The sequence below is a fragment of the Sphingomonas carotinifaciens genome (assembly GCF_009789535.1).
Classification (GTDB): domain Bacteria; phylum Pseudomonadota; class Alphaproteobacteria; order Sphingomonadales; family Sphingomonadaceae; genus Sphingomonas; species Sphingomonas carotinifaciens.
Genome location: NZ_WSUT01000005.1, coordinates 1,127,801 through 1,145,627, shown reverse-complemented (window position 1 = coordinate 1,145,627; position 17,827 = coordinate 1,127,801). Strand labels below are relative to the sequence as shown.

Sequence of the window (17,827 nt, the reverse complement as noted above, 5' to 3'; positions counted from 1 at the left end):
AGGAGATCGATCATGCGCGAGCGTCGGATCATTGCTGCGGTTATTGCCCTGCTGGTGCTGGGGCTGATCGTGCGACATCCGACCGCCGATATCCGCCTGATCACCCATGATCGCAGCGATCCGGCACCACATCAGATGCAGGCGGCGCTCGATACCGGCCTGATCGGGGTGCGCGTGCTCTATACCTGGACGGTACGGTCGCTGGACGCCCGTTAACTGCCGCTTGCCTTGCCTCCCCTGCCCGGCTGGCCCATAGCAGGCGCCATGAATATTCCGATCGAAGACCTGTCGTTTGAGGACGCGCTGAAGGAGCTGGAGCGGATCGTCGGCCGGCTGGAAAGCGGCGAGGCGAGCCTGGACGAATCGATCCGCCTGTACGAGCGCGGCGACCGGCTGCGCGCGCGCTGCGCCGAGCGGCTGGACGCGGCCCAGGCCCGGATCGAGGCGATCCGGCTGGACGCCGAGGGCAAGCCGACCGCTACCCGTCCCTTCGCGGCAGGCTGAGCATGGCGACCGCCACGGTGATGCTGGGCGACGCGCTGGCCGATGTCGCAGCCGAGATCGATGCGCGCTTCGATGCGCTGCTGGAGGTGCCGGACGATCCACGCGCGCCGCTGTACCGGGCGATGCGCCACGCCGCGATCGGCGGGGGCAAGCGGCTGCGCCCGTTGCTGGTGTTCGCCACCGCGGCGCTGTTCAACGTCGACAAGGACCGGGCAGCCCGCGTCGCCACCGCGCTGGAGGCGATCCACGTCTATTCCCTGATCCATGACGACCTGCCGGCAATGGACGATGACGACATGCGCCGTGGCAAGCCCACCGTGCACAAGGCGTTCGACGAGGCAACCGCGATCCTGGCGGGGGACTGCCTGCATGCGCTGGCCTTTGAAATACTGGCGGAGCCGGACACGCATCCCGAGCCGCATGTCCGCGCCGAACTGATCCTGGACCTGGCGCGTGCCTCCGGCCCCTCGGGGATGGCGGGTGGACAAGCGATGGACCTGGAGGCCGAGACCGGCGATTTCGACCTGAACACCGTCACCCGGCTGCAACAGATGAAGACGGGCGCCCTGATCACCGCGGCGGTGGAGGCGGGCGCGATCCTGGGCCGGGTGGGGCCGGAGGGCCGGACGCATCTGCGCGGATACGCGCATGACCTGGGCCTTGCCTTTCAGATCGCCGACGATCTGCTGGACGCCGAGGGCGACGAAACGGTGGCGGGCAAGAAGCTGCGCAAGGACGGCGATGCCGGCAAGGCGACGTTCCTGACCCTGCTGGGCGTGGAGCGGGCGCGGGCGCAGTGCGGGATGCTGGTCGACCAGGCGGTCGAGCATCTGCGCCATTACGGGCCCGAGGCGGATTTGCTGCGCGCGGTTGCCCGCTATGTGGTGGAGCGCGACCATTGACCCGGATCGGCGTCTATCCCGGCACCTTCGACCCGGTCACGCTGGGCCATATGGACATCATTCGGCGCGGCGCGAAGCTGGTCGACCGGCTGGTGATCGGGGTGACGACCAACCCCTCCAAGTCGCCGATGTTCACGCTGGACGAGCGCATGGCGATGGTCCGGCGCGAGGTGGCGGATGTGGGCGGCGAGATCCATGTCGTCGCGTTCGATTCGCTGCTGATGGATTTTGCCGAGCGTGAAGGCGCCCGCGTAATCGTTCGCGGCCTGCGTGCGGTGGCCGATTTCGAGTATGAGTATCAGATGGCCGGCATGAACCAGCAGATCAATCCGCGGGTCGAAACCGTCTTCCTGATGGCCGACGTGGCGCTGCAACCCATCGCCAGCCGGCTGGTCAAGGAAATCGCGCTGTTCGGCGGCGAGATCGGCCGCTTCGTGCCCCCGACCGTGCGCAACGAGGTGGTGGCACGGGTCGGGCAGATCGGACGCAAGGGTAGCTGAAACCCGACGCCACCTGCGCGACGTTCAGTTTGGCGCAAGTGCGGATTTGCTCTAGAGCGCCGTGATCCTGATAGCCCTTGGGGAAGAAATGCGCGTTTTCGCCGGTATAGTTGCAGTGGTGGCCAGCTTGTTCGCGGTGCCAGCCGCCGCGCAGGTGCAGGCACCGGTGGCCCCGCGGGCGGCACCGCCGCTGGTCACGGACAAGGAAAATCTGTGGCTGCTCGATCTGTCGACCGGTGGCCGGGTGACGATCTGGCTGCGTCCCGATGTCGCGCCCAAGATGGTGGAGCGCATCAAGACGCTGACCCGACAGCATTTCTATGACGGGCTGCTGTTCCACCGCGTGATCGACGGCTTCATGGCACAGGGCGGCGATCCCAAGGGCGACGGCACCGGCGGGTCGGAGCTGCCCAACGTCCCGTCCGAATTCAACTATCTGCCGCACGTGCGCGGATCGGTGTCGGCGGCACGCGCCGATGATCCGAACAGCGCCAACAGCCAGTTCTTTATCGTCTTCCAGCCGCGCCTCGCGCTCGACAAGAAATACACGGTGTTCGGCCGGGTGATCGACGGCATGCAATATGTCGATCCGATCGAGCGGGGCGAGCCGCCGGCGAACCCGTCGCGGATCGTCCATGCCTATATTGCGGCGGACAATCCCCCGCCCTTCCAGCCGCTGCCCGTCGCCGCCCCCGCGGCCGGGCTGGGCGCGCCGGTGACGTTGCCGGGGGCCGCGGTCGCCGCGCCCAAGCCGGCTGTCCGGACTCCGGCGCCGGCGGCGCGGAAGGCCGCGCCGAAGCGCCAGTGAACGTCGACCTTTTCGACTTCGCGCTTCCCAACGACCGCATCGCGCTGCACCCCGCCGCCCCGCGCGATGCGGCGCGGATGTTGGTGCTGGATGGCGAGGCGACGCGCGACGCAGAAGTGCGCGACCTGCCCGGATGCCTGCGTGCCGGCGACCTGCTGGTCTTCAACGATACGCGCGTCATCCCGGCGCAACTGGAGGGCCGACGGGGCGAAGCGCGGATCGGGGCGACGCTGCACAAGCGTGAAGGGCCGCGCCGGTGGCGTGCCTTTATCCGCAATGCCAAGCGGTTGCGCGACGGCGATGTGATCGATTTCGGCGCGGGCGTTGCCGCCACTGCGGGCGAGCGGGGCGAGGATGGCAGCTTCGTGCTGGATTTTGCCGGTGACGAACCAGTCGAGTTGCTGCTGGAGCGTGCCGGCCGCATGCCGCTGCCCCCCTATATCGCGCAGAAGCGTGGGATCGAGGCGCGCGATGCGGACGATTATCAGACGATGTTCGCCAACGAACCCGGCGCGGTGGCGGCACCGACCGCGGCACTGCACTTCACGCCCGGCCTGATCGCGGCGCTGGAGGCGGCGGGGATCGGCCATGCCACGCTGACCCTGCATGTAGGTGCGGGTACCTTCCTGCCGGTCAAGGCGGACGATACCGCGGATCACCGCATGCATGCCGAATGGGGTCGCATCGACCAGGCGACCGCGGACCGGCTGAATGCGACGCGCGCGGCCGGCGGGCGGATCATCGCGGTCGGCACCACCTCGCTGCGCCTGATCGAGAGCGCCAGTGGCGAGGACCGGATCGTGCGACCGTTCGAGGGTGACACCGCGATCTTCATCACCCCCGGCTATCGGTTCAGGGGGATCGATGGGCTGATGACCAATTTCCACCTGCCCCGGTCGACGCTGTTCATGCTGGTATCCGCGCTGATGGGCCTGGAGCGCATGCAGGCCGCCTATGCGCACGCCATCGCGGCCGGATATCGCTTCTATTCCTATGGCGATGCGTCGCTGTTGCTGCCGGGGGATGATGCATGATCGCGCTGGTGCTGGCGGCGTTGATGCAGGCGGGCACGCCGGCTGCGCAGGAGGCCGAGATCATCGTGCCCGGCCCCGCCAAGCCGTCCGCACAGACGCCTGCGACGATGGTGCTGGAGCCGGTGGCGATGTTCATCGCGGCATGCGACGAGGATGGCGATGGCCGCACCGACCGGGCCGAACTGTCGGCCTGTGTCGATCGCTCGTTCCGCCTGGTCGATACGGGCGGCACCGGCCGCATGCGCTACCTGATCTTTGCGGACTGGGCGCAGCGTTTCCTGGGCGACCGCAACGCGCTGCCCAGCCCGTTCGAGGTCGATCGCAACAGCGACGACATGGTCGGGCTGGACGAGTTGCAGGCGCATTTCGCCAAGCTGTATTCGCGTTTCCACAAGGATGGCGGCGAGGGCATCAGCCGCGCCGAACTGCTGACCTTCCGGACCGCACCGATCGATGCGCAAGGGCCGACCCGCCCTGCCGAGCGCGGCCGCAAGCCAAAGGGCGAGACCGGACGGTCCCGCTGGAAAGACTGACCCGATGACCCGTTTCGCCTTTTCCATCCACGCCACCGACGGGCCCGCGCGCACCGGCGCGATCGCGATGGAGCGCGGCACGATCCGTACCCCCGCCTTCATGCCGGTCGGCACCGCCGCCACCGTCAAGGCGATGAAGCCCGGCGATGTCGCGGCATCGGGCGCGGACATCATCCTGGGCAATACCTATCACCTGATGCTGCGCCCCGGTGCCGAACGCGTCGCCCGGCTGGGCGGGCTGCATGACTTCATGGGCTGGGACAAGCCGATCCTGACCGATTCGGGCGGCTATCAGGTGATGAGCCTGGCGGAGCTGACCAAGCGGTCGGAGGACGGCGTCGCGTTCAAGAGCCATCTGGACGGCACCCGCCATCTGCTCAGCCCGGAACGCTCGATCGAGATCCAGCGGCTGCTGGGATCGAACATCGTCATGGCGTTCGACGAACTGGTGCCCACCACCTCGACGCGCGAGGTACAGGCCGCCGCGATGGAACGCTCGATGCGCTGGGCGAAGCGCAGCCGCGATGCATTCGACGGGGGCGGCGCGCATGCCGAGCATAATGCGATCTTCGGCATCCAGCAGGGCGCGCTGGACGAGGGGTTGCGCAAGGCGTCGGCCGACGCGCTGATCGATATCGGTTTCGATGGTTATGCGGTCGGCGGCCTGGCGGTCGGCGAGGGGCAGGAGGCGATGTTCGGCTGCCTCGATTTCGCGCCGGGGCAATTGCCGGTGGACAAGCCACGCTATCTGATGGGGGTCGGCAAGCCGACCGACATCGTCGGCGCGGTGGAACGCGGCATCGACATGTTCGACTGCGTGCTGCCGACGCGGTCGGGCCGCACCGGCCAGGCGTTCACGCGCACCGGTCCGCTCAATCTGCGCAATGCCCGGCACGGCGAGGATCAGGGGCCGCTCGACCCGTCCTGCGGCTGCCCGGTTTGCCGAACCTGGAGTCGTGCCTATCTCCATCACCTCGTGCGCGCCGGGGAGATACTGGGCGCCATGTTGATGACGGAACATAATATCTGGTTCTATGAAACGCTTATGGCTGATCTGCGCGCCGCCATCAGCGAAGGACGCTTGAGAGCCTTTGCGAACGCGTTCCGCGCGCGCTACGCCGGCAACCCGACGGGAGAGATGCAATGACCGACCGTACCGACGACGCCCCCAACGAAATCCTTGCCGCCGCCAAGGATGCCAAGGCGCATGCCGCCGCCGCCGCCGAGGCCGTGGCGGAGGCAGCGGAAGACGCCGCCAAGCGCTGGCCGCTCGCCAAGATCGGTCTTGGCGTGGGCATCGGTTCCGCCGCGATCGCCGCGGCAGCGCTCTATGCTGATCGCAGCCGGTCCAAGAAGAAATCCAAGTAAAGGATACATGATGCGCTGCTTGCGTGCCGCCCTGCTGTTGAGCGTTGCCACCCTGCCCGCCACGCTTTCCGCCCAGGAGCAGCCCCAGCCGCCGGCCGCAAGCGCGCGCATCCCGTCCATTCCCTTTACCGAGCGCACGCTGGCCAATGGCCTGCGCGTCTATGCCATTCGCGACACGACCACGCCCAACGTATCGGTGCAGGTGTGGTACGACGTCGGCGGGCGCGACGATCCGCGCGGGCGATCGGGTTTCGCGCACCTGTTCGAACATCTGATGTTCAAGGCGACGCGCAACCTGGTGCAGGAACAGATGGACCGGCTGACCGAGGATGTCGGCGGTTACAACAACGCCTCGACCGGCGACGACTATACCAATTATTTCGAGGTGATCCCCGCCAACCATCTGCAGCGGCTGTTGTTCGCGGAGGCGGACCGCATGGCATCGCTGGTGGTGGAACCGACCAGCTTCGCCTCGGAACGCGACGTGGTGAAGGAGGAATATCGCCAGGGCTTCGCACGGCCCTATGGCAAGCTGTTCCAGACCTATCTGCCCGAGATCAGCTATTCGGTGCACCCCTATGCGCGCGGGGTGATCGGCGACGTGGCGAATCTCGATTCGGCGACGATTGACGACGTGCGCGCCTTTCACGCCACTTATTACCGGCCCGACAATGCGATCCTGGTGGTGGCGGGCAATTTCGATCCCGCGCAACTGAACGGCTGGGTCGACCAGTATTTCGCGCCGATCAAGCGCCCGGCCGGCGAGATCCCGCGCGTCACCGTGACCGAGCCGCCGCGGGAGCGCCCCGTCAGCCGCACGGTGTACGAGGCCAACACCCCCCTGCCCGCGGTCCTGCTGAGCTGGCAACTGCCGCCCGATCGCGATGCGGACGTGCCCGCGCTCCAGGTGCTGGACGCAATCATGGCGACGGGCGAGAATTCGCGGCTCTATCGCAGCCTCGTCTACCGCGACGAACTGGCGCAGAGTGCGCAGACCTCGTTCGACACGCGGGCGGGCACGGGCACTTATGCGGTGTTCGCGATCATGGCGGGCGGCAAGGACGCCGCGGTCGGCGAGGCGGCGCTGCGCCGCGAAGTGGCCCGTTTCCGTGACGAAGCCGTCACGCCGGCCGAACTGGCCGAGGCCAAGAACGAGATCCTGACCGCTGCGATCAAGCGGCGCGAGACGGCGGAGGGAAAGGCGTTCCTGCTGGCGCAAAACGTCATCATCAACGACGATCCCACCGCCAGCGACAAGCAACTGGCCGCGGTGCAGCGCGTCACCGCTGCGGACATCCAGCGGGTCGCGCGCAAATATCTGGGTGACAACCAGTCGGCCGAGCTGCGCTATCTGCCGGAGCAGGCGAACAAGACGGGCGACACGGTGACGGTCGCGCCCACCGTCGTCACCCGCCCGCTGACCGCACCCGCCGACATCGCCATCGTTACGCCGGCACCCGCCGGGCAGCGCATCCTGCCGCCGCCGCCTGCCGCGCCGGTGAAGCCGGTGCTGCCCCAGGTCGCCGAGACGCGGCTGGCCAATGGCCTGCGCGTCATCACCGTGGAGCGGCACGACCTGCCGCTGGTCACCGCCTCGCTGGTGGCGGTCGGTGGCGCCGCGACCGACCCGGCCGGCAAGGCAGGGGCGAGCAGCCTGTCGGCCGGGTTGATGACGATGGGCACCACCACCCGGTCCGCCGCCGAGATCGCGCGCGCGGTGGAAAGCCTGGGCGGATCGATCGGCAGCGATGCCAGCCGCGACGGGGCCTCGGTCGACCTGACCGTCACCTCCGACCAGCTTGCGCCCGCAATGACCATCCTGGCCGATGTCGCCACGCACCCCGCCTTCGCCGCCGAGGAGATCGAGCGGGCACGCACGCAGACGATCGACGGCGTCGCGGTCGCGATGAAGAACCCGGCGCAACTGTCGGGCCTGGTCGCCAGCCGCGTCGTGTTCGGCAACCAACCATATGGCACCCCACTGGAGGGTACCCCGACCTCGTTGAAGACGCTGACCCAGGCGGACCTGAAGGCGGCGTATCAGCGGACATGGCAGCCCGGTCAGGCCGCACTGGTGCTGGTCGGCGACATCACGCCGGCCGCCGCCCGGACGCTGGCCGAGCGGTACCTGGGCACGTGGCAGGGCAAGGGCACCGCGGCCGCGGTGCCGGGCGACCGGGCAGCGTTCCCGGCGCCACGCGTGGTGGTGGTCGACATGCCCGATGCCGGACAGGCCGGCGTCGTCGTCGCGCGGCCCGGCATCGCGCGTGGCGATGCCCGCTATTACCCCCTCGCCGTCGCCAACACCGTGCTGGGCGGCGGGTTTTCTTCTCGGTTGAATCAGGAGGTGCGGATCAAGCGGGGGCTGGCGTACGGGGCGAGCAGCGGGCTTCAGGCGGGGCGCAGGCCCGGGCTGGTCGCGGCGCGCACCCAGACCAAGAATCCGTCGGCCGCAGAAGTGGTTACGCTGATTTCCGCGGAGATGGAAAAGCTGGGCAAGACGCCCGTGCCCCAGGCCGAACTCGCCACGCGCCAGGCGGTGCTGGTCGGCAATTTCGGGCGCACGGTGGAGACGACGGACGGTATCGCCGGCCTGTTGGGCGAGTATGTCGTCCAGTCCGTGCCGCTGGACGAGTTGCAGCGCTACACCGCCAAGGTGGAGGGCGTGGATCCGGCGGCGGTGCAGGCGGCGGCGGCCGCGCTGCTCGACCCCAAGGCGGCGAGCATCGTCGTGGTGGGTGACGCCAGGCAGTTCCTGCCGGCGCTGAAGGCACGCTACCCCCAGGTGGAGGTGGTGCCGGCCGCGGCGGTCAATCTGGACAGCGCCAGCCTGAAATGAGGTAAATTGGTGACCTTTTACCGGTAGCACTGCGCCGATGGGTCGCAGCACACCGTACACGGTCTCCAGGGCCACCCTGCGCCGCATGCTGGCGGGTTGGCTGGTGCTGGTCGGCCTGCTGCTGCTGGTCGCGCTGGGACTGGCGCTGCGCCCGCCGGCGGCGGCGGTGCCCCGGGTGGCGGTCCAGCGGTCCGTGGAGGAGGCTGCGGCGCCCAGCCCACCGGCGCCCGGCCGGGCCACCGGGACGGCCGACCTGCCGCCCCTGCCCGCCGGCGTGATCGACCGTGGCGATGCCGGCGTGACGCCCGCCCCGCCATTTCGCTGGGGGGCGGCGAGCGCCGTCGACCGCGCCCGCGCGCTGCAATGCCTGACCGCGGCGATCTATTACGAAGCGGGCGGCGAGAGCGACGCCGGAGAGCGCGCGGTGGCGCAGGTGGTGCTGAACCGCGTGCGGCATCCGGCCTTTCCGGCCAGCGTGTGCGGCGTGGTCTATCAGGGATCGGCGCAGGCGGGGTGCCAGTTCAGCTTCGCCTGCGACGGGGCGCTGGGCAGGGCACCGTCGGCGAGCGGCTGGGCGCGTGCGGCGCGGGCCGCGGCGGGGGCGCTGGCCGGCGGCGTGTTCGCCGGCGTTGGCCTCGCCACCCATTACCACACCTATGCGGTCAGCCCGTCCTGGGCACGGTCACTGGTGATGACGGATGTGGTGGGCGCGCATTTCTTCCACCGGTGGAAGGGATATTGGGGCACGGCGGCTGCCTTTACGCAGCGCTACGCAGGCGGGGAGCCGATGCCGGGCGGGGCGGCGCCGGGCGGGGCGGCACCGGGCGGGGCGGATGTCGCCCCGGCGGTGCCGGTCGAGATACCGCCGCTGCCCGGTGCGACCCCCGTCGCGACAGCGGAGGCACCCGCCGGGCCACGCGGTGCGGCGGCTCCTGCCCCGCCGCCGGCCGGTGACCGATTGCCCGCCTCCGGGCAAATCCTGGACCGGTGGCGGGATGTCGGCCAGCCGCTGCCGCGCTTTACCAGCGGCGCTGCTGGCGATCCTGCTTCTGGAAGCGGACCCGCTGCGACAGCACGTCGTAGCGACGATTGAGATCGGTCCGCTCGGCGCGGGTCAGACCACCGCCGCTGCGGCGATACCGCTGTTCCAGCCGATCGAGATCGCGGAACTGGACGCGCAGGCGATCCGCCTCGCGACGGTTCAGCGTGCCAGCGCGAATGCCCTGATCGATGCGCCGCTCCAGATTGGCCTGGCGGGCGTTGATCGGCTCCCAACGCTGGGCCTGTGCGGCGGCGGGGAGCAGCGCGGCGAACCCGAGGGTGGCGGCGATGATGGCTTTCATGGGTCTACTCCTTGGTTACGCGGCCATGTGATCTTGGCCTGATGACCATATGGGCGCCGTTCGTCGCAGACCTGTCCCGACTTTCCCGCAAAAGTGTCGCAGGCTGTGCCAGTCGTGGAGACTTCGTTCAGCTTGGCGGTTGAAGGCCCAGAAGGAGCCCGATCATGGACGATGACGCGATCAAGCCGACGACCGAGACGGAGCGGCCCAACCTGTCGACCGAGCATCAGCAGGACGGTGACGCACGGCGGCCAAGCGACACGCTGGACCGCGGACAGCCGCAGGCGGACGAGACGGTGCCGCGCAAATCCTCGCTGACGTGAGGGGCGGCATCCCGGCACCTTGAAGCATCATGCTCGGAACCTGATCCGACATCCGCTTGGCCTTGAGCGACGTTGAAGGCTGTGCCCACGTGACTGTGCTTCGACTTCGCTCAGCACGAACGGATCAGGTTGAAGGCCTGATGCTATAGCGCATGAAAGTGTCCCATATCCGACGCTAGAGCGGTTTCCGACCGATCTGCGCCATCGTGACGGAGCCGATTTTGGTTCAGGGCAAGAAGCGAGGAGCGGAGCGATGCCGGGGCATCGTGACCGACGAGCGACGTGGCTCTGGGCCAAAAATTGGCCCGCCCCGAAGGGGGTGCATCAGGAAGGCCGCTGGACGTCGTCGCGACGCTCGCAGGGGCAGACCAGCCCCTGCTTCGCGCCGCTCCTAGCCAGCAGCCTTCCTGATGCAATCACGATGACGCAGATCGGTCGGAAACCGCTCTAGCTACAGGCAGGACGCCTGGCGTTGCAGCAGGGCGGCGGCCGGCCCGTTCGTGTCGGATAGCGCAGACGGAGCGTGTCGAGTTTGCGCCGCACGTAGCGACATGTCTCTCGATACATCGTCTCGACACGCGGCTTTGCCGCTACTCGACTATTACTCGAGACGAACGGGAGGTTAGGGTCGGATTCGATCAGACATGGTCGTCCTCGCCCTTTGCCGCCTGCAGCGTCTTTTCCCTCTCCCGCCGGGAGCATCGGGTGAACGGTGCCCCGCACTGTTCAGGTCATGCCGGGGGCATGACCGACCCGATGCTGGAGCGGTGCAGCCGCGGACGGGTAAGGATGACCGAAGACGATCGAATTCCATTCCCGTCGCATTCCGCCTCAGGCGGTCGCGTGTTCGCGGCGGGGGGAGGTCTTGCCGGTCTGCGCATCCAGCCCGCGGGCGGTGAGCAGGTCGACCAGCGTGATGCCGAGAACAAGGCCGAGGGCGCCCCAGACGGCGCCGTTGCGCGGGTTTGAACGCGCAGCAAGACCGAGCGCGCCGATGTCTAGCGCGTCGCCGGCGACACGGCCCCAAACATTGGTCGCGGCCGCCGGGGCGGTGAGCAGTGCGGCACCCGTAGCCAGCTCGCGCAGGCCGAAATTGCGCACCAGTGTTTCATGGCCTTCGCTGTCCAGCGCGCTGGTGATGCGCTTTGGTGCCAGCGTTTCGGCCAGGCCGAGTGCCACGGAGAACAGGCCGAGGCCGAAGCTGATCGTCTTGTAGTTCATGGGAACATCCTCTCCTTGGCGGGGCCGCGGTGTCGCGACCCCTGCCCGGCCGTCAGGCGGCGCCGGCGCCTTCCGAAAAGCCGCTGCCGCGATCGGCGACCAGCGTCGGGGCCGGACCGGTGGCGGGGCGCAACGCCTCCTTTTCCTGCTCCGTCGGGGTCGCGGTGGGATCGGGGCGGAAGGCCGCGACCGCGCGATCGGTGTTGCCGGGGTGGCGGTCGCCCATCAGGTCGGTGGGGACGTGTTCGGCGGCCGGATTGGGCGTCTGGTTATGGAAATGCTTTTCCGCCTCGGCCTGGCCGCTGGGCAGATTGGCATCGAGCGCGGTGCGCGGATCGCGGTCACCGCCGAGCGGTGCGGCAGTGCCGCCGGCCGGGTTGCTCGCCGTGTCGGTGTCGCGCTTGGCAGCGGGCTGGATGGGGGGCAGTTCGGGCACGAAGCGGGTGCCGACGACCCAGGCGATGGCCGCCACCGCAAAGCCGCCGAGACCAAGGCCGGCCGAGCGACCCAAGGTTTTGTGTGGCATGGATTTTTCCTTCCGTAACGCCCCACGAACGGGCCGTCGGGGGATGAAGTTCCGGTGGTGCCCCGCCCCTTTCGGGCGAGGCGCCCGGCGGCGATCAGTCCTTCAGGCTGGCCGGCACACGGCCACCCGACTTTTCCAGCTCGCGCATCACGGCCTTGTGCAGCCAGATGTTCATTTCGGCCGAGCCGTCCTTGGCACCGCTATAGCCGAGTTCGGTGGCCAGTTCCTTGCGGTTGTCGAGGCTGGAATCGAGATCGAGCAGCTTCATCAGGTCGACGATCGACGTCCGCCAGTTGAGGTTCGGATTGCCCTTCGACTGGGCGATGCCGGTCAGCACCTGTTCGACATCGACCGCCTGCGCGGGAGCGGCGGCGGCGGGTGTGGCGGAGGCGGCGGGGCTCGACGGTGCCTGGGGCGGCGGCGGCGGGCTGGCGGGATGCGACTCCGCGGCCGTGGTCTGCGGCGGGGTGGTCTTGCGCCCGCTGAACTGGCCGCCAAGGGGGCCGTGTTCGCCGAAAATGGCGGTCTTGATCTTGCCGAAGATGCTCAATTCTTCCTCCACGGTGATGGCTTGCGGGTGGAAGAACGCGGGTGGGAGGGGTTTGATGCATCGACGTGGCGGGATTGGCTGGCGGCCGGCACGGGTCGTCGTGGGGGGAAGATGGGTCGAGGCGCACTTGCCCTCTGCCCCGCGGGGAGCATCAGGTGAACAGCGCCCCGCGCTGTTCAGCCCATGCCGGGGGCATGGGCGACCGGATGCTGGAGGGGCCCGCCGCGCAAGCGGTGGGAGGGTGAGGGGCCGACCAGCAGTGCTGCGCTTCGTGGCAACCCCTCACCCTCCCCACGGCTAAAGCCGCGGGTCCCCTCCCTCTCCCCGAAGGGGAGAGGGATTGAGGGTTACTGGCGGCTTGGGCGTACGTGCCCTTGTCAGCAGTGGCTTCAGGTATTTGCCGGTGTAGCTGCGGGGCTCCGCAGCGACGGTTTCGGAGGCGCATTTGCCCTCTCCCCCCATGGGGAGAGGGATTGAGGGTTACTCGGCGGCTTGGGCGTGCGTGCCCTTGTCGAGCAGTGGCTTCAGGTATTTGCCGGTGTAGCTGCGGGGCTCCGCAGCGACGGTTTCGGGGGTGCCGGCGGCGACGATCTCGCCGCCCTTGACGCCGCCTTCCGGTCCCAGGTCGACGATCCAGTCGGCGGTTTTGATCACATCCAGATTATGTTCGATCACCACCACGGTGTTGCCCTGTTCGACCAGCGCGTGGAGGACCTCCAGGAGCTTGCGGACATCCTCGAAATGCAGGCCGGTGGTGGGCTCGTCGAGGATGTAGAGCGTGTTGCCGGTGGCGCGGCGGGCGAGTTCCTTGGCGAGCTTCACGCGCTGCGCCTCGCCGCCCGACAACGTCGTCGCCTGCTGGCCGACCTTGACATAGCCCAGGCCCACCTCGACCAGCATCGCCATCTTGTCGCGGATCGGCGGCACGTTGACGAAGAAGGCGGCGGCATCCTCGACGTTCATGTCGAGCACGTCGGCAATCGACTTGCCCTTGAACTTCACCTCCAGCGTCTCGCGATTGTAGCGCGCGCCGTGGCACACGTCGCAGGTGACATAGACGTCGGGGAGGAAGTGCATCTCGATCTTCAGCACGCCGTCGCCCTGGCACGCCTCGCACCGCCCGCCCTTCACGTTGAAGGAGAAGCGACCGGGCTTGTAACCGCGCGCCTGTGATTCCGGGAGCCCCGCGAACCAGTCGCGGATCTGGGTAAAGGCGCCGGTATAGGTCGCCGGGTTCGATCGCGGGGTGCGGCCGATCGGCGACTGGTCGATGTCGATGACCTTGTCGAGATGCTGGAGCCCGGTGATCTTGTCGTGCTTGCCCTGCAGGATGCGCGCGCCGTTCAACTGGCGTGCGGCGGCGGCATAGAGCGTGTCGATGGTGAAGCTCGACTTGCCCGAACCCGACACGCCGGTGATGCAGGTAAAGGTGCCGAGCGGGATCGACGCGGTGACGCCGGTCAGGTTGTTGGCGGTGGCATTGTGCACGGTCAGCTGCTTGCCCGAGCCCTTGCGCCGCTTGGGCGGCACGACGACCTCGCGCGTACCGTTGAGGTAGTCGGCGGTGATCGAGGTTTTCGACTTGAGCAACTGCTTCAACGTGCCGTGCGCGACGATCTCCCCGCCATGGACGCCGGCGCCCGGCCCCATGTCGATGACGTAATCGGCGGTGCGGATCGCATCCTCGTCATGCTCGACGACCAGCACGGTGTTGCCGAGGTCGCGCAGGCGGCGGAGCGTGGCGAGCAGCATGTCGTTGTCACGCTGGTGCAGGCCGATCGAGGGCTCGTCGAGCACGTAGAGGACGCCGGACAGCCCGGAGCCGATCTGCGAGGCAAGGCGGATGCGCTGGCTCTCACCGCCCGACAGCGTGCCCGAGGTACGGTCGAGGTTCAGGTAATCGAGGCCGACATTGTTGAGGAAGCCGAGCCGCTCGACGATCTCCTTCAGGATGCGTTCGGCGATCGCGCGCTGCTGGTCCGACAGGTGGTTCGGCATGTCGGTGAAGAAGGCGAGCGCGTCGACCACCGACAGGCGGGTGCCGTGCGCGATGTCCCGGCCGGCGATCTTCACCGCCAGCGCCTCTGGCTTGAGGCGGGCGCCGTGGCAGGTGTCGCAGGGCTTGGAGGACTGGTATTTGGACAGTTCCTCGCGCATCCAGGCGCTCTCGGTCTGGAGCATGCGGCGGTTGAGGTTGCCGATCACGCCCTCGAACGGCTTCTTCACGTCATACGACTTCTTGCCGTCGACGAAGGTCAGCGTGACCGCCTTGCCCTTGGTGCCGTGCAGGATGATCGACTGGACCTTGGGGTCGAGATCCTTCCAGGCGATGTCGAGCGCGAAGCCGAATTCGCGCGCGAGGCTGCCCAGCACCTGCATGTAATAGGGGCTGGGCGGATTGGACTTGGCCCAGGGCACGACCGCGCCCTTCTTGATCGACAGGTCGTGGTTGGGAACGACGAGATCCTCGTCGAAGAGCAGCGTCTCGCCAAGGCCATCGCAGGCCGGGCACGCGCCCTGCGGCGCGTTGAACGAGAAGAGGCGCGGCTCGATCTCAGAAATGGTGAAGCCCGAGACGGGGCACGCAAAGCGTTCGGAAAAGACGATGCGGCCCGGCGGCGCGTGGTCGCCGAGGACCGCCGACTTGGGCGTGGTCGGCTCGACCGGATCGGCCGGGTCGACATAGGCGAGGCCGTCGGCCAGCTTCAGCGCGGTCTCGAAACTGTCGGCGAGGCGCGTGGCAAGGTCGCCGCGCACGACGAGGCGGTCGACCACCACCTCGATGTCGTGCTTGAACTTCTTGTCGAGCGCGGGGGCTTCCTCGATGTCGTACAGCTCGCCGTCGATGCGCACGCGGGTGAAGCCCGCCTTCTGCCACTCGGCCAGCTCCTTGCGATACTCGCCCTTGCGGCCGCGCACGACGGGGGCGAGGAGGTAGAGGCGCGTCCCCTCCGGCAGGGCCATCACCCGGTCGACCATCTGGCTGACCTGCTGCGCGGCGATCGGCTCGCCGGTGGCGGGCGAATAGGGAATGCCGACGCGCGCCCAGAGCAGGCGCATGTAATCGTAGATCTCGGTGACGGTCGCCACCGTCGAGCGCGGATTGCGGCTGGTCGTCTTCTGCTCGATCGAGATGGCGGGCGACAGGCCCTCGATATGATCGACGTCGGGCTTCTGCATCAGCTCCAGGAACTGGCGCGCATAGGCCGACAGCGACTCGACATAGCGGCGCTGCCCCTCGGCATAGATGGTGTCGAAGGCGAGAGAGGACTTGCCCGAGCCCGACAGGCCGGTGATGACCGTCAGCGTGTCGCGGGGGATGTCGATATCGACATCCTTGAGGTTATGCTCGCGCGCGCCGCGCACCGAAATCTTGGTCAGGGACATGAGGCGAGTTCTACTTCCGTTCCGCTCGGGAGGCCAGAGCCGGAAGATAGGAAGCGATCACCTGCGTTACGAGGGTGGCGGATGGGCCACCCTCGCCATCCCCATCCTAAAACGCGCTCCAGTCGTCGTCGTCGAGCTTCAGGGCGGCGTTGCCCTGTACGCGGGCCGGGCGCGCGGTGCGCGGTGACGGCATCTTCGCGACCGGCGCGGGGGCACGCGGGGCGGCGGGTGCCGGGGCGTCCTGGTCGTCGACGCGGAAGCGGTGGACCTGTTGTTCGAGCATGCCGGTCTCGTCGGTCAGGGCGCGGACGGCGGCGGTCACCTCCTCGACCATGGCCGCATTCGCCTGCGTCGCGGTGTCCATCTCGCCGATCGCCAGGTTCACCTGCTGGATGCTGGCCGCCTGCTCCCCCGCGCTGCCCGCAATGGCGGTGACGAAGGTCGCGATCTCGTTGATGCCAGTGGTGATCGCACGCAGCGACTGGTCCGTCTGCTGCGCCAGGTCGACGCCGCTGCGCACGCGCTGCACGGTGGCGGTGATGCGCGCGTTGATGTCGCGCGCCGCTTCTGCCGAACGTTCGGCCAGCGCGCGAACCTCGGACGCGACAACAGCGAAGCCCTTGCCCGCCTCGCCGGCGCGTGCCGCCTCGACCCCGGCGTTGAGCGCGAGGAGGTTGGTCTGGAAGGACAATCCGTCGATCAGCGCGATGATCTCGGCGATTTCGTTGGACGAGCGTTCGATGTCACCGATCGCGGCGACGGTGCGGCGCACGATCTCCTCGCTGGTGTTCACGTCGCGGCTCGCCTTGTGCACGATCGTCTCGGCGGCGCGCGCCTGATCGGCGGTCTGGCGAACGGCACCGGCGATCTCGTTGATCGCGGCCGAGCTTTCCTCCAGGCTGGCCGCCTGTTGTTCGGCGCGGCGCGCGAGGTCGTCGGTGGCGGCATGCATTTCGGCGGTGCTGGCGGCGATGCCGCTGGTGTTGCCGCGCACACCCGCCAGGGCCGCGGACAGGCGCGAGACGGCGGTGTTGAAGTCGCGTTCCAGCGAGGCATAGGAGGCCGGAAAGTCCTGAAGCCGGGCACGCAGATCGGATTCGGCGAGTTGCGCCAGCGCGGCGCCGACCTGATCGACCACCATCTGCTGCTCGGCATCGGCGCGCGCCTTGGCGACCGCGGCATCGCGGAACACCACCACCGAGCGCGACATCACGCCGATTTCGTCCCCGCGTGCCTCGTCGGCGACGGTAACACCGTGATTGCCGCGCGCCAGCGTATCCATGACGCCGGTCAGCCGCACGATCGGTCGCGCCAGCGAGCGGGCAAGCAGGACCGACAGGGTGATCGCCGCCGCCAGCAGGGCAAGGCCGCCCAGAACCAGCGCCCAGCGCCCGGTGCTGATCGCGGCATCGCGCATGTCACGCGCCGCGACCATATGCTCGGCCTGATCGGCACGCAGCGCGCGGAGTGGCGCCAGGACGGGGAGCATCGTCACGGTCTTGCTGGACGCACGCAGCACCTCCTGTGCGGCGGCAGGATCGGTACGCGCCTGTGCGATCAGCGGCTCGCCGATCTGCTGGCGCCAGTCGGCGATCTTGGCGGCCGAACTGGCCACCTGACGCGCCTGTTCGGGTTGCTGCTTCAGCATCGCCTGCAACTTGTCGGCGGACGCGATGCCATCCTCGCGCGCTTCGCGATATTGCTTCAGATAATTCTCGTCACGCGTGATAAGAAAGCCGCGCACCTGGCTGTTCTGGCGCAGGATGGCGATCTCCATCGCCAGCGCCTCGGTAAAGATGTCCTGTGCCAGAACGCTGCGGTGGCTGGTCGACTCGATCCTGGCGAAGGCGCCCCACAGCACCGCCATCATGACAAGCACGCCCAACACGACGAGCGCAAAGGCTCCGCCGATCTTCTTGGATATTGGCAGAGAATTCACGTCGTATCGCCCCCTGGGGTGGTTCTGGTTCCCGGTGGCTGATGTGGATC

The 17,827-nt window shown here is 68.3% G+C and carries 18 protein-coding genes; 12 read left to right on the top strand and 6 right to left on the bottom strand.

The window, feature by feature from the left end; translation table 11 throughout:
- Positions 1 to 12: 12 nt before the first annotated feature.
- From GQR91_RS07355 to GQR91_RS07305, 11 genes are all read left to right on the top strand, one after another.
- Positions 13 to 216, top strand: coding sequence for a hypothetical protein (locus GQR91_RS07355; protein WP_112381947.1), 204 nt, complete (start codon positions 13 to 15; stop codon positions 214 to 216).
- Positions 217 to 264: 48 nt separating this feature from the next.
- Complete coding sequence (locus tag GQR91_RS07350) at positions 265 to 504, top strand: exodeoxyribonuclease VII small subunit (RefSeq protein WP_149682245.1); 240 nt, start codon at positions 265 to 267, stop codon at positions 502 to 504.
- 2 nt (positions 505 to 506) lie between these two features.
- Positions 507 to 1,406: a polyprenyl synthetase family protein gene (locus tag GQR91_RS07345; RefSeq protein WP_149682246.1), complete on the top strand. Its 900-nt coding sequence runs from the start codon at positions 507 to 509 to the stop codon at positions 1,404 to 1,406.
- Positions 1,403 to 1,906 carry a pantetheine-phosphate adenylyltransferase gene (gene coaD, locus GQR91_RS07340; protein WP_149682247.1) on the top strand — a complete coding sequence of 168 codons (504 nt, stop codon included), beginning with the start codon at positions 1,403 to 1,405 and terminating at the stop codon, positions 1,904 to 1,906. The genes GQR91_RS07345 and coaD overlap by 4 nt, the downstream gene beginning before the upstream one ends.
- 88 nt (positions 1,907 to 1,994) lie before the next feature.
- The gene (locus GQR91_RS07335; RefSeq protein ID WP_149682248.1) at positions 1,995 to 2,714 is read left to right on the top strand and encodes a peptidylprolyl isomerase; all 720 of its coding nucleotides are present in this window, start codon (positions 1,995 to 1,997) and stop codon (positions 2,712 to 2,714) included.
- Positions 2,711 to 3,748, top strand: a complete 1,038-nt coding sequence (gene queA, locus GQR91_RS07330) for a tRNA preQ1(34) S-adenosylmethionine ribosyltransferase-isomerase QueA (protein ID WP_149682249.1) — start codon at positions 2,711 to 2,713, stop codon at positions 3,746 to 3,748. Before GQR91_RS07335 ends, queA begins: the two co-directional genes overlap by 4 nt.
- Positions 3,745 to 4,281 carry an EF-hand domain-containing protein gene (locus GQR91_RS07325; RefSeq protein ID WP_149682250.1) on the top strand — a complete coding sequence of 179 codons (537 nt, stop codon included), beginning with the start codon at positions 3,745 to 3,747 and terminating at the stop codon, positions 4,279 to 4,281. The genes queA and GQR91_RS07325 overlap by 4 nt, the downstream gene beginning before the upstream one ends.
- Positions 4,282 to 4,285: 4 nt before the next feature.
- On the top strand, positions 4,286 to 5,428 hold the full coding sequence (tgt, locus tag GQR91_RS07320) for a tRNA guanosine(34) transglycosylase Tgt (protein ID WP_149682251.1): 1,143 nt from the start codon (positions 4,286 to 4,288) through the stop codon (positions 5,426 to 5,428).
- Positions 5,425 to 5,649 carry a hypothetical protein gene (locus GQR91_RS07315; protein ID WP_149682252.1) on the top strand — a complete coding sequence of 75 codons (225 nt, stop codon included), beginning with the start codon at positions 5,425 to 5,427 and terminating at the stop codon, positions 5,647 to 5,649. Before tgt ends, GQR91_RS07315 begins: the two co-directional genes overlap by 4 nt.
- 7 nt (positions 5,650 to 5,656) lie before the next feature.
- Positions 5,657 to 8,488, top strand: a complete 2,832-nt coding sequence (locus tag GQR91_RS07310) for a M16 family metallopeptidase (RefSeq protein ID WP_268878318.1) — start codon at positions 5,657 to 5,659, stop codon at positions 8,486 to 8,488.
- A gap of 37 nt (positions 8,489 to 8,525) precedes the next feature.
- Positions 8,526 to 9,581: a cell wall hydrolase gene (locus tag GQR91_RS07305; RefSeq protein WP_235904002.1), complete on the top strand. Its 1,056-nt coding sequence runs from the start codon at positions 8,526 to 8,528 to the stop codon at positions 9,579 to 9,581.
- Here the strand turns inward: GQR91_RS07305 and GQR91_RS07300 are convergent.
- Positions 9,508 to 9,831, bottom strand: a complete 324-nt coding sequence (locus tag GQR91_RS07300; protein ID WP_112381938.1) for a hypothetical protein — start codon at positions 9,829 to 9,831, stop codon at positions 9,508 to 9,510. The genes GQR91_RS07305 and GQR91_RS07300 overlap by 74 nt on opposite strands.
- Positions 9,832 to 9,995: 164 nt before the next feature.
- Between GQR91_RS07300 and GQR91_RS19110 the strand changes: the two genes are divergently transcribed.
- Positions 9,996 to 10,154: a hypothetical protein gene (locus tag GQR91_RS19110; RefSeq protein WP_162843979.1), complete on the top strand. Its 159-nt coding sequence runs from the start codon at positions 9,996 to 9,998 to the stop codon at positions 10,152 to 10,154.
- An 831-nt stretch (positions 10,155 to 10,985) separates the two neighbouring features.
- Here the strand turns inward: GQR91_RS19110 and GQR91_RS07295 are convergent.
- The 5 genes from GQR91_RS07295 to GQR91_RS07275 all read right to left on the bottom strand — a co-directional run bounded on the left by GQR91_RS07295 (position 10,986) and on the right by GQR91_RS07275 (position 17,777).
- Positions 10,986 to 11,375 carry a hypothetical protein gene (locus GQR91_RS07295; protein WP_164727743.1) on the bottom strand — a complete coding sequence of 130 codons (390 nt, stop codon included), beginning with the start codon at positions 11,373 to 11,375 and terminating at the stop codon, positions 10,986 to 10,988.
- 52 nt (positions 11,376 to 11,427) lie between these two features.
- Complete coding sequence (locus GQR91_RS07290; RefSeq protein ID WP_164727742.1) at positions 11,428 to 11,901, bottom strand: hypothetical protein; 474 nt, start codon at positions 11,899 to 11,901, stop codon at positions 11,428 to 11,430.
- 94 nt (positions 11,902 to 11,995) lie between these two features.
- Positions 11,996 to 12,451: a DUF3597 domain-containing protein gene (locus tag GQR91_RS07285; RefSeq protein WP_112381935.1), complete on the bottom strand. Its 456-nt coding sequence runs from the start codon at positions 12,449 to 12,451 to the stop codon at positions 11,996 to 11,998.
- Between the two features lie 480 nt (positions 12,452 to 12,931).
- Complete coding sequence (gene uvrA, locus GQR91_RS07280; RefSeq protein ID WP_164727741.1) at positions 12,932 to 15,838, bottom strand: excinuclease ABC subunit UvrA; 2,907 nt, start codon at positions 15,836 to 15,838, stop codon at positions 12,932 to 12,934.
- A 106-nt stretch (positions 15,839 to 15,944) separates the two neighbouring features.
- Positions 15,945 to 17,777 (bottom strand): methyl-accepting chemotaxis protein, encoded by a 1,833-nt coding sequence (locus tag GQR91_RS07275; RefSeq protein WP_149682253.1) that lies wholly within the window; start codon positions 17,775 to 17,777, stop codon positions 15,945 to 15,947.
- Positions 17,778 to 17,827: the final 50 nt, after the last annotated feature.

Coding starts and splice junctions, on each gene's coding strand:
- GQR91_RS07355 (WP_112381947.1), top strand. CDS start 13: ATGCGCGAGCGTCGGATCATTGCTGCGGTTATTGCCCTGCTGGTGCTG.
- GQR91_RS07310 (WP_268878318.1), top strand. CDS start 5,657: ATGATGCGCTGCTTGCGTGCCGCCCTGCTGTTGAGCGTTGCCACCCTG.
- GQR91_RS19110 (WP_162843979.1), top strand. CDS start 9,996: ATGGACGATGACGCGATCAAGCCGACGACCGAGACGGAGCGGCCCAAC.
- GQR91_RS07345 (WP_149682246.1), top strand. CDS start 507: ATGGCGACCGCCACGGTGATGCTGGGCGACGCGCTGGCCGATGTCGCA.
- GQR91_RS07295 (WP_164727743.1), bottom strand. CDS start 11,375: ATGAACTACAAGACGATCAGCTTCGGCCTCGGCCTGTTCTCCGTGGCA.
- GQR91_RS07290 (WP_164727742.1), bottom strand. CDS start 11,901: ATGCCACACAAAACCTTGGGTCGCTCGGCCGGCCTTGGTCTCGGCGGC.
- GQR91_RS07305 (WP_235904002.1), top strand. CDS start 8,526: ATGGGTCGCAGCACACCGTACACGGTCTCCAGGGCCACCCTGCGCCGC.
- GQR91_RS07325 (WP_149682250.1), top strand. CDS start 3,745: ATGATCGCGCTGGTGCTGGCGGCGTTGATGCAGGCGGGCACGCCGGCT.
- GQR91_RS07350 (WP_149682245.1), top strand. CDS start 265: ATGAATATTCCGATCGAAGACCTGTCGTTTGAGGACGCGCTGAAGGAG.
- GQR91_RS07300 (WP_112381938.1), bottom strand. CDS start 9,831: ATGAAAGCCATCATCGCCGCCACCCTCGGGTTCGCCGCGCTGCTCCCC.
- GQR91_RS07335 (WP_149682248.1), top strand. CDS start 1,995: ATGCGCGTTTTCGCCGGTATAGTTGCAGTGGTGGCCAGCTTGTTCGCG.
- tgt (WP_149682251.1), top strand. CDS start 4,286: ATGACCCGTTTCGCCTTTTCCATCCACGCCACCGACGGGCCCGCGCGC.
- GQR91_RS07315 (WP_149682252.1), top strand. CDS start 5,425: ATGACCGACCGTACCGACGACGCCCCCAACGAAATCCTTGCCGCCGCC.
- uvrA (WP_164727741.1), bottom strand. CDS start 15,838: ATGTCCCTGACCAAGATTTCGGTGCGCGGCGCGCGCGAGCATAACCTC.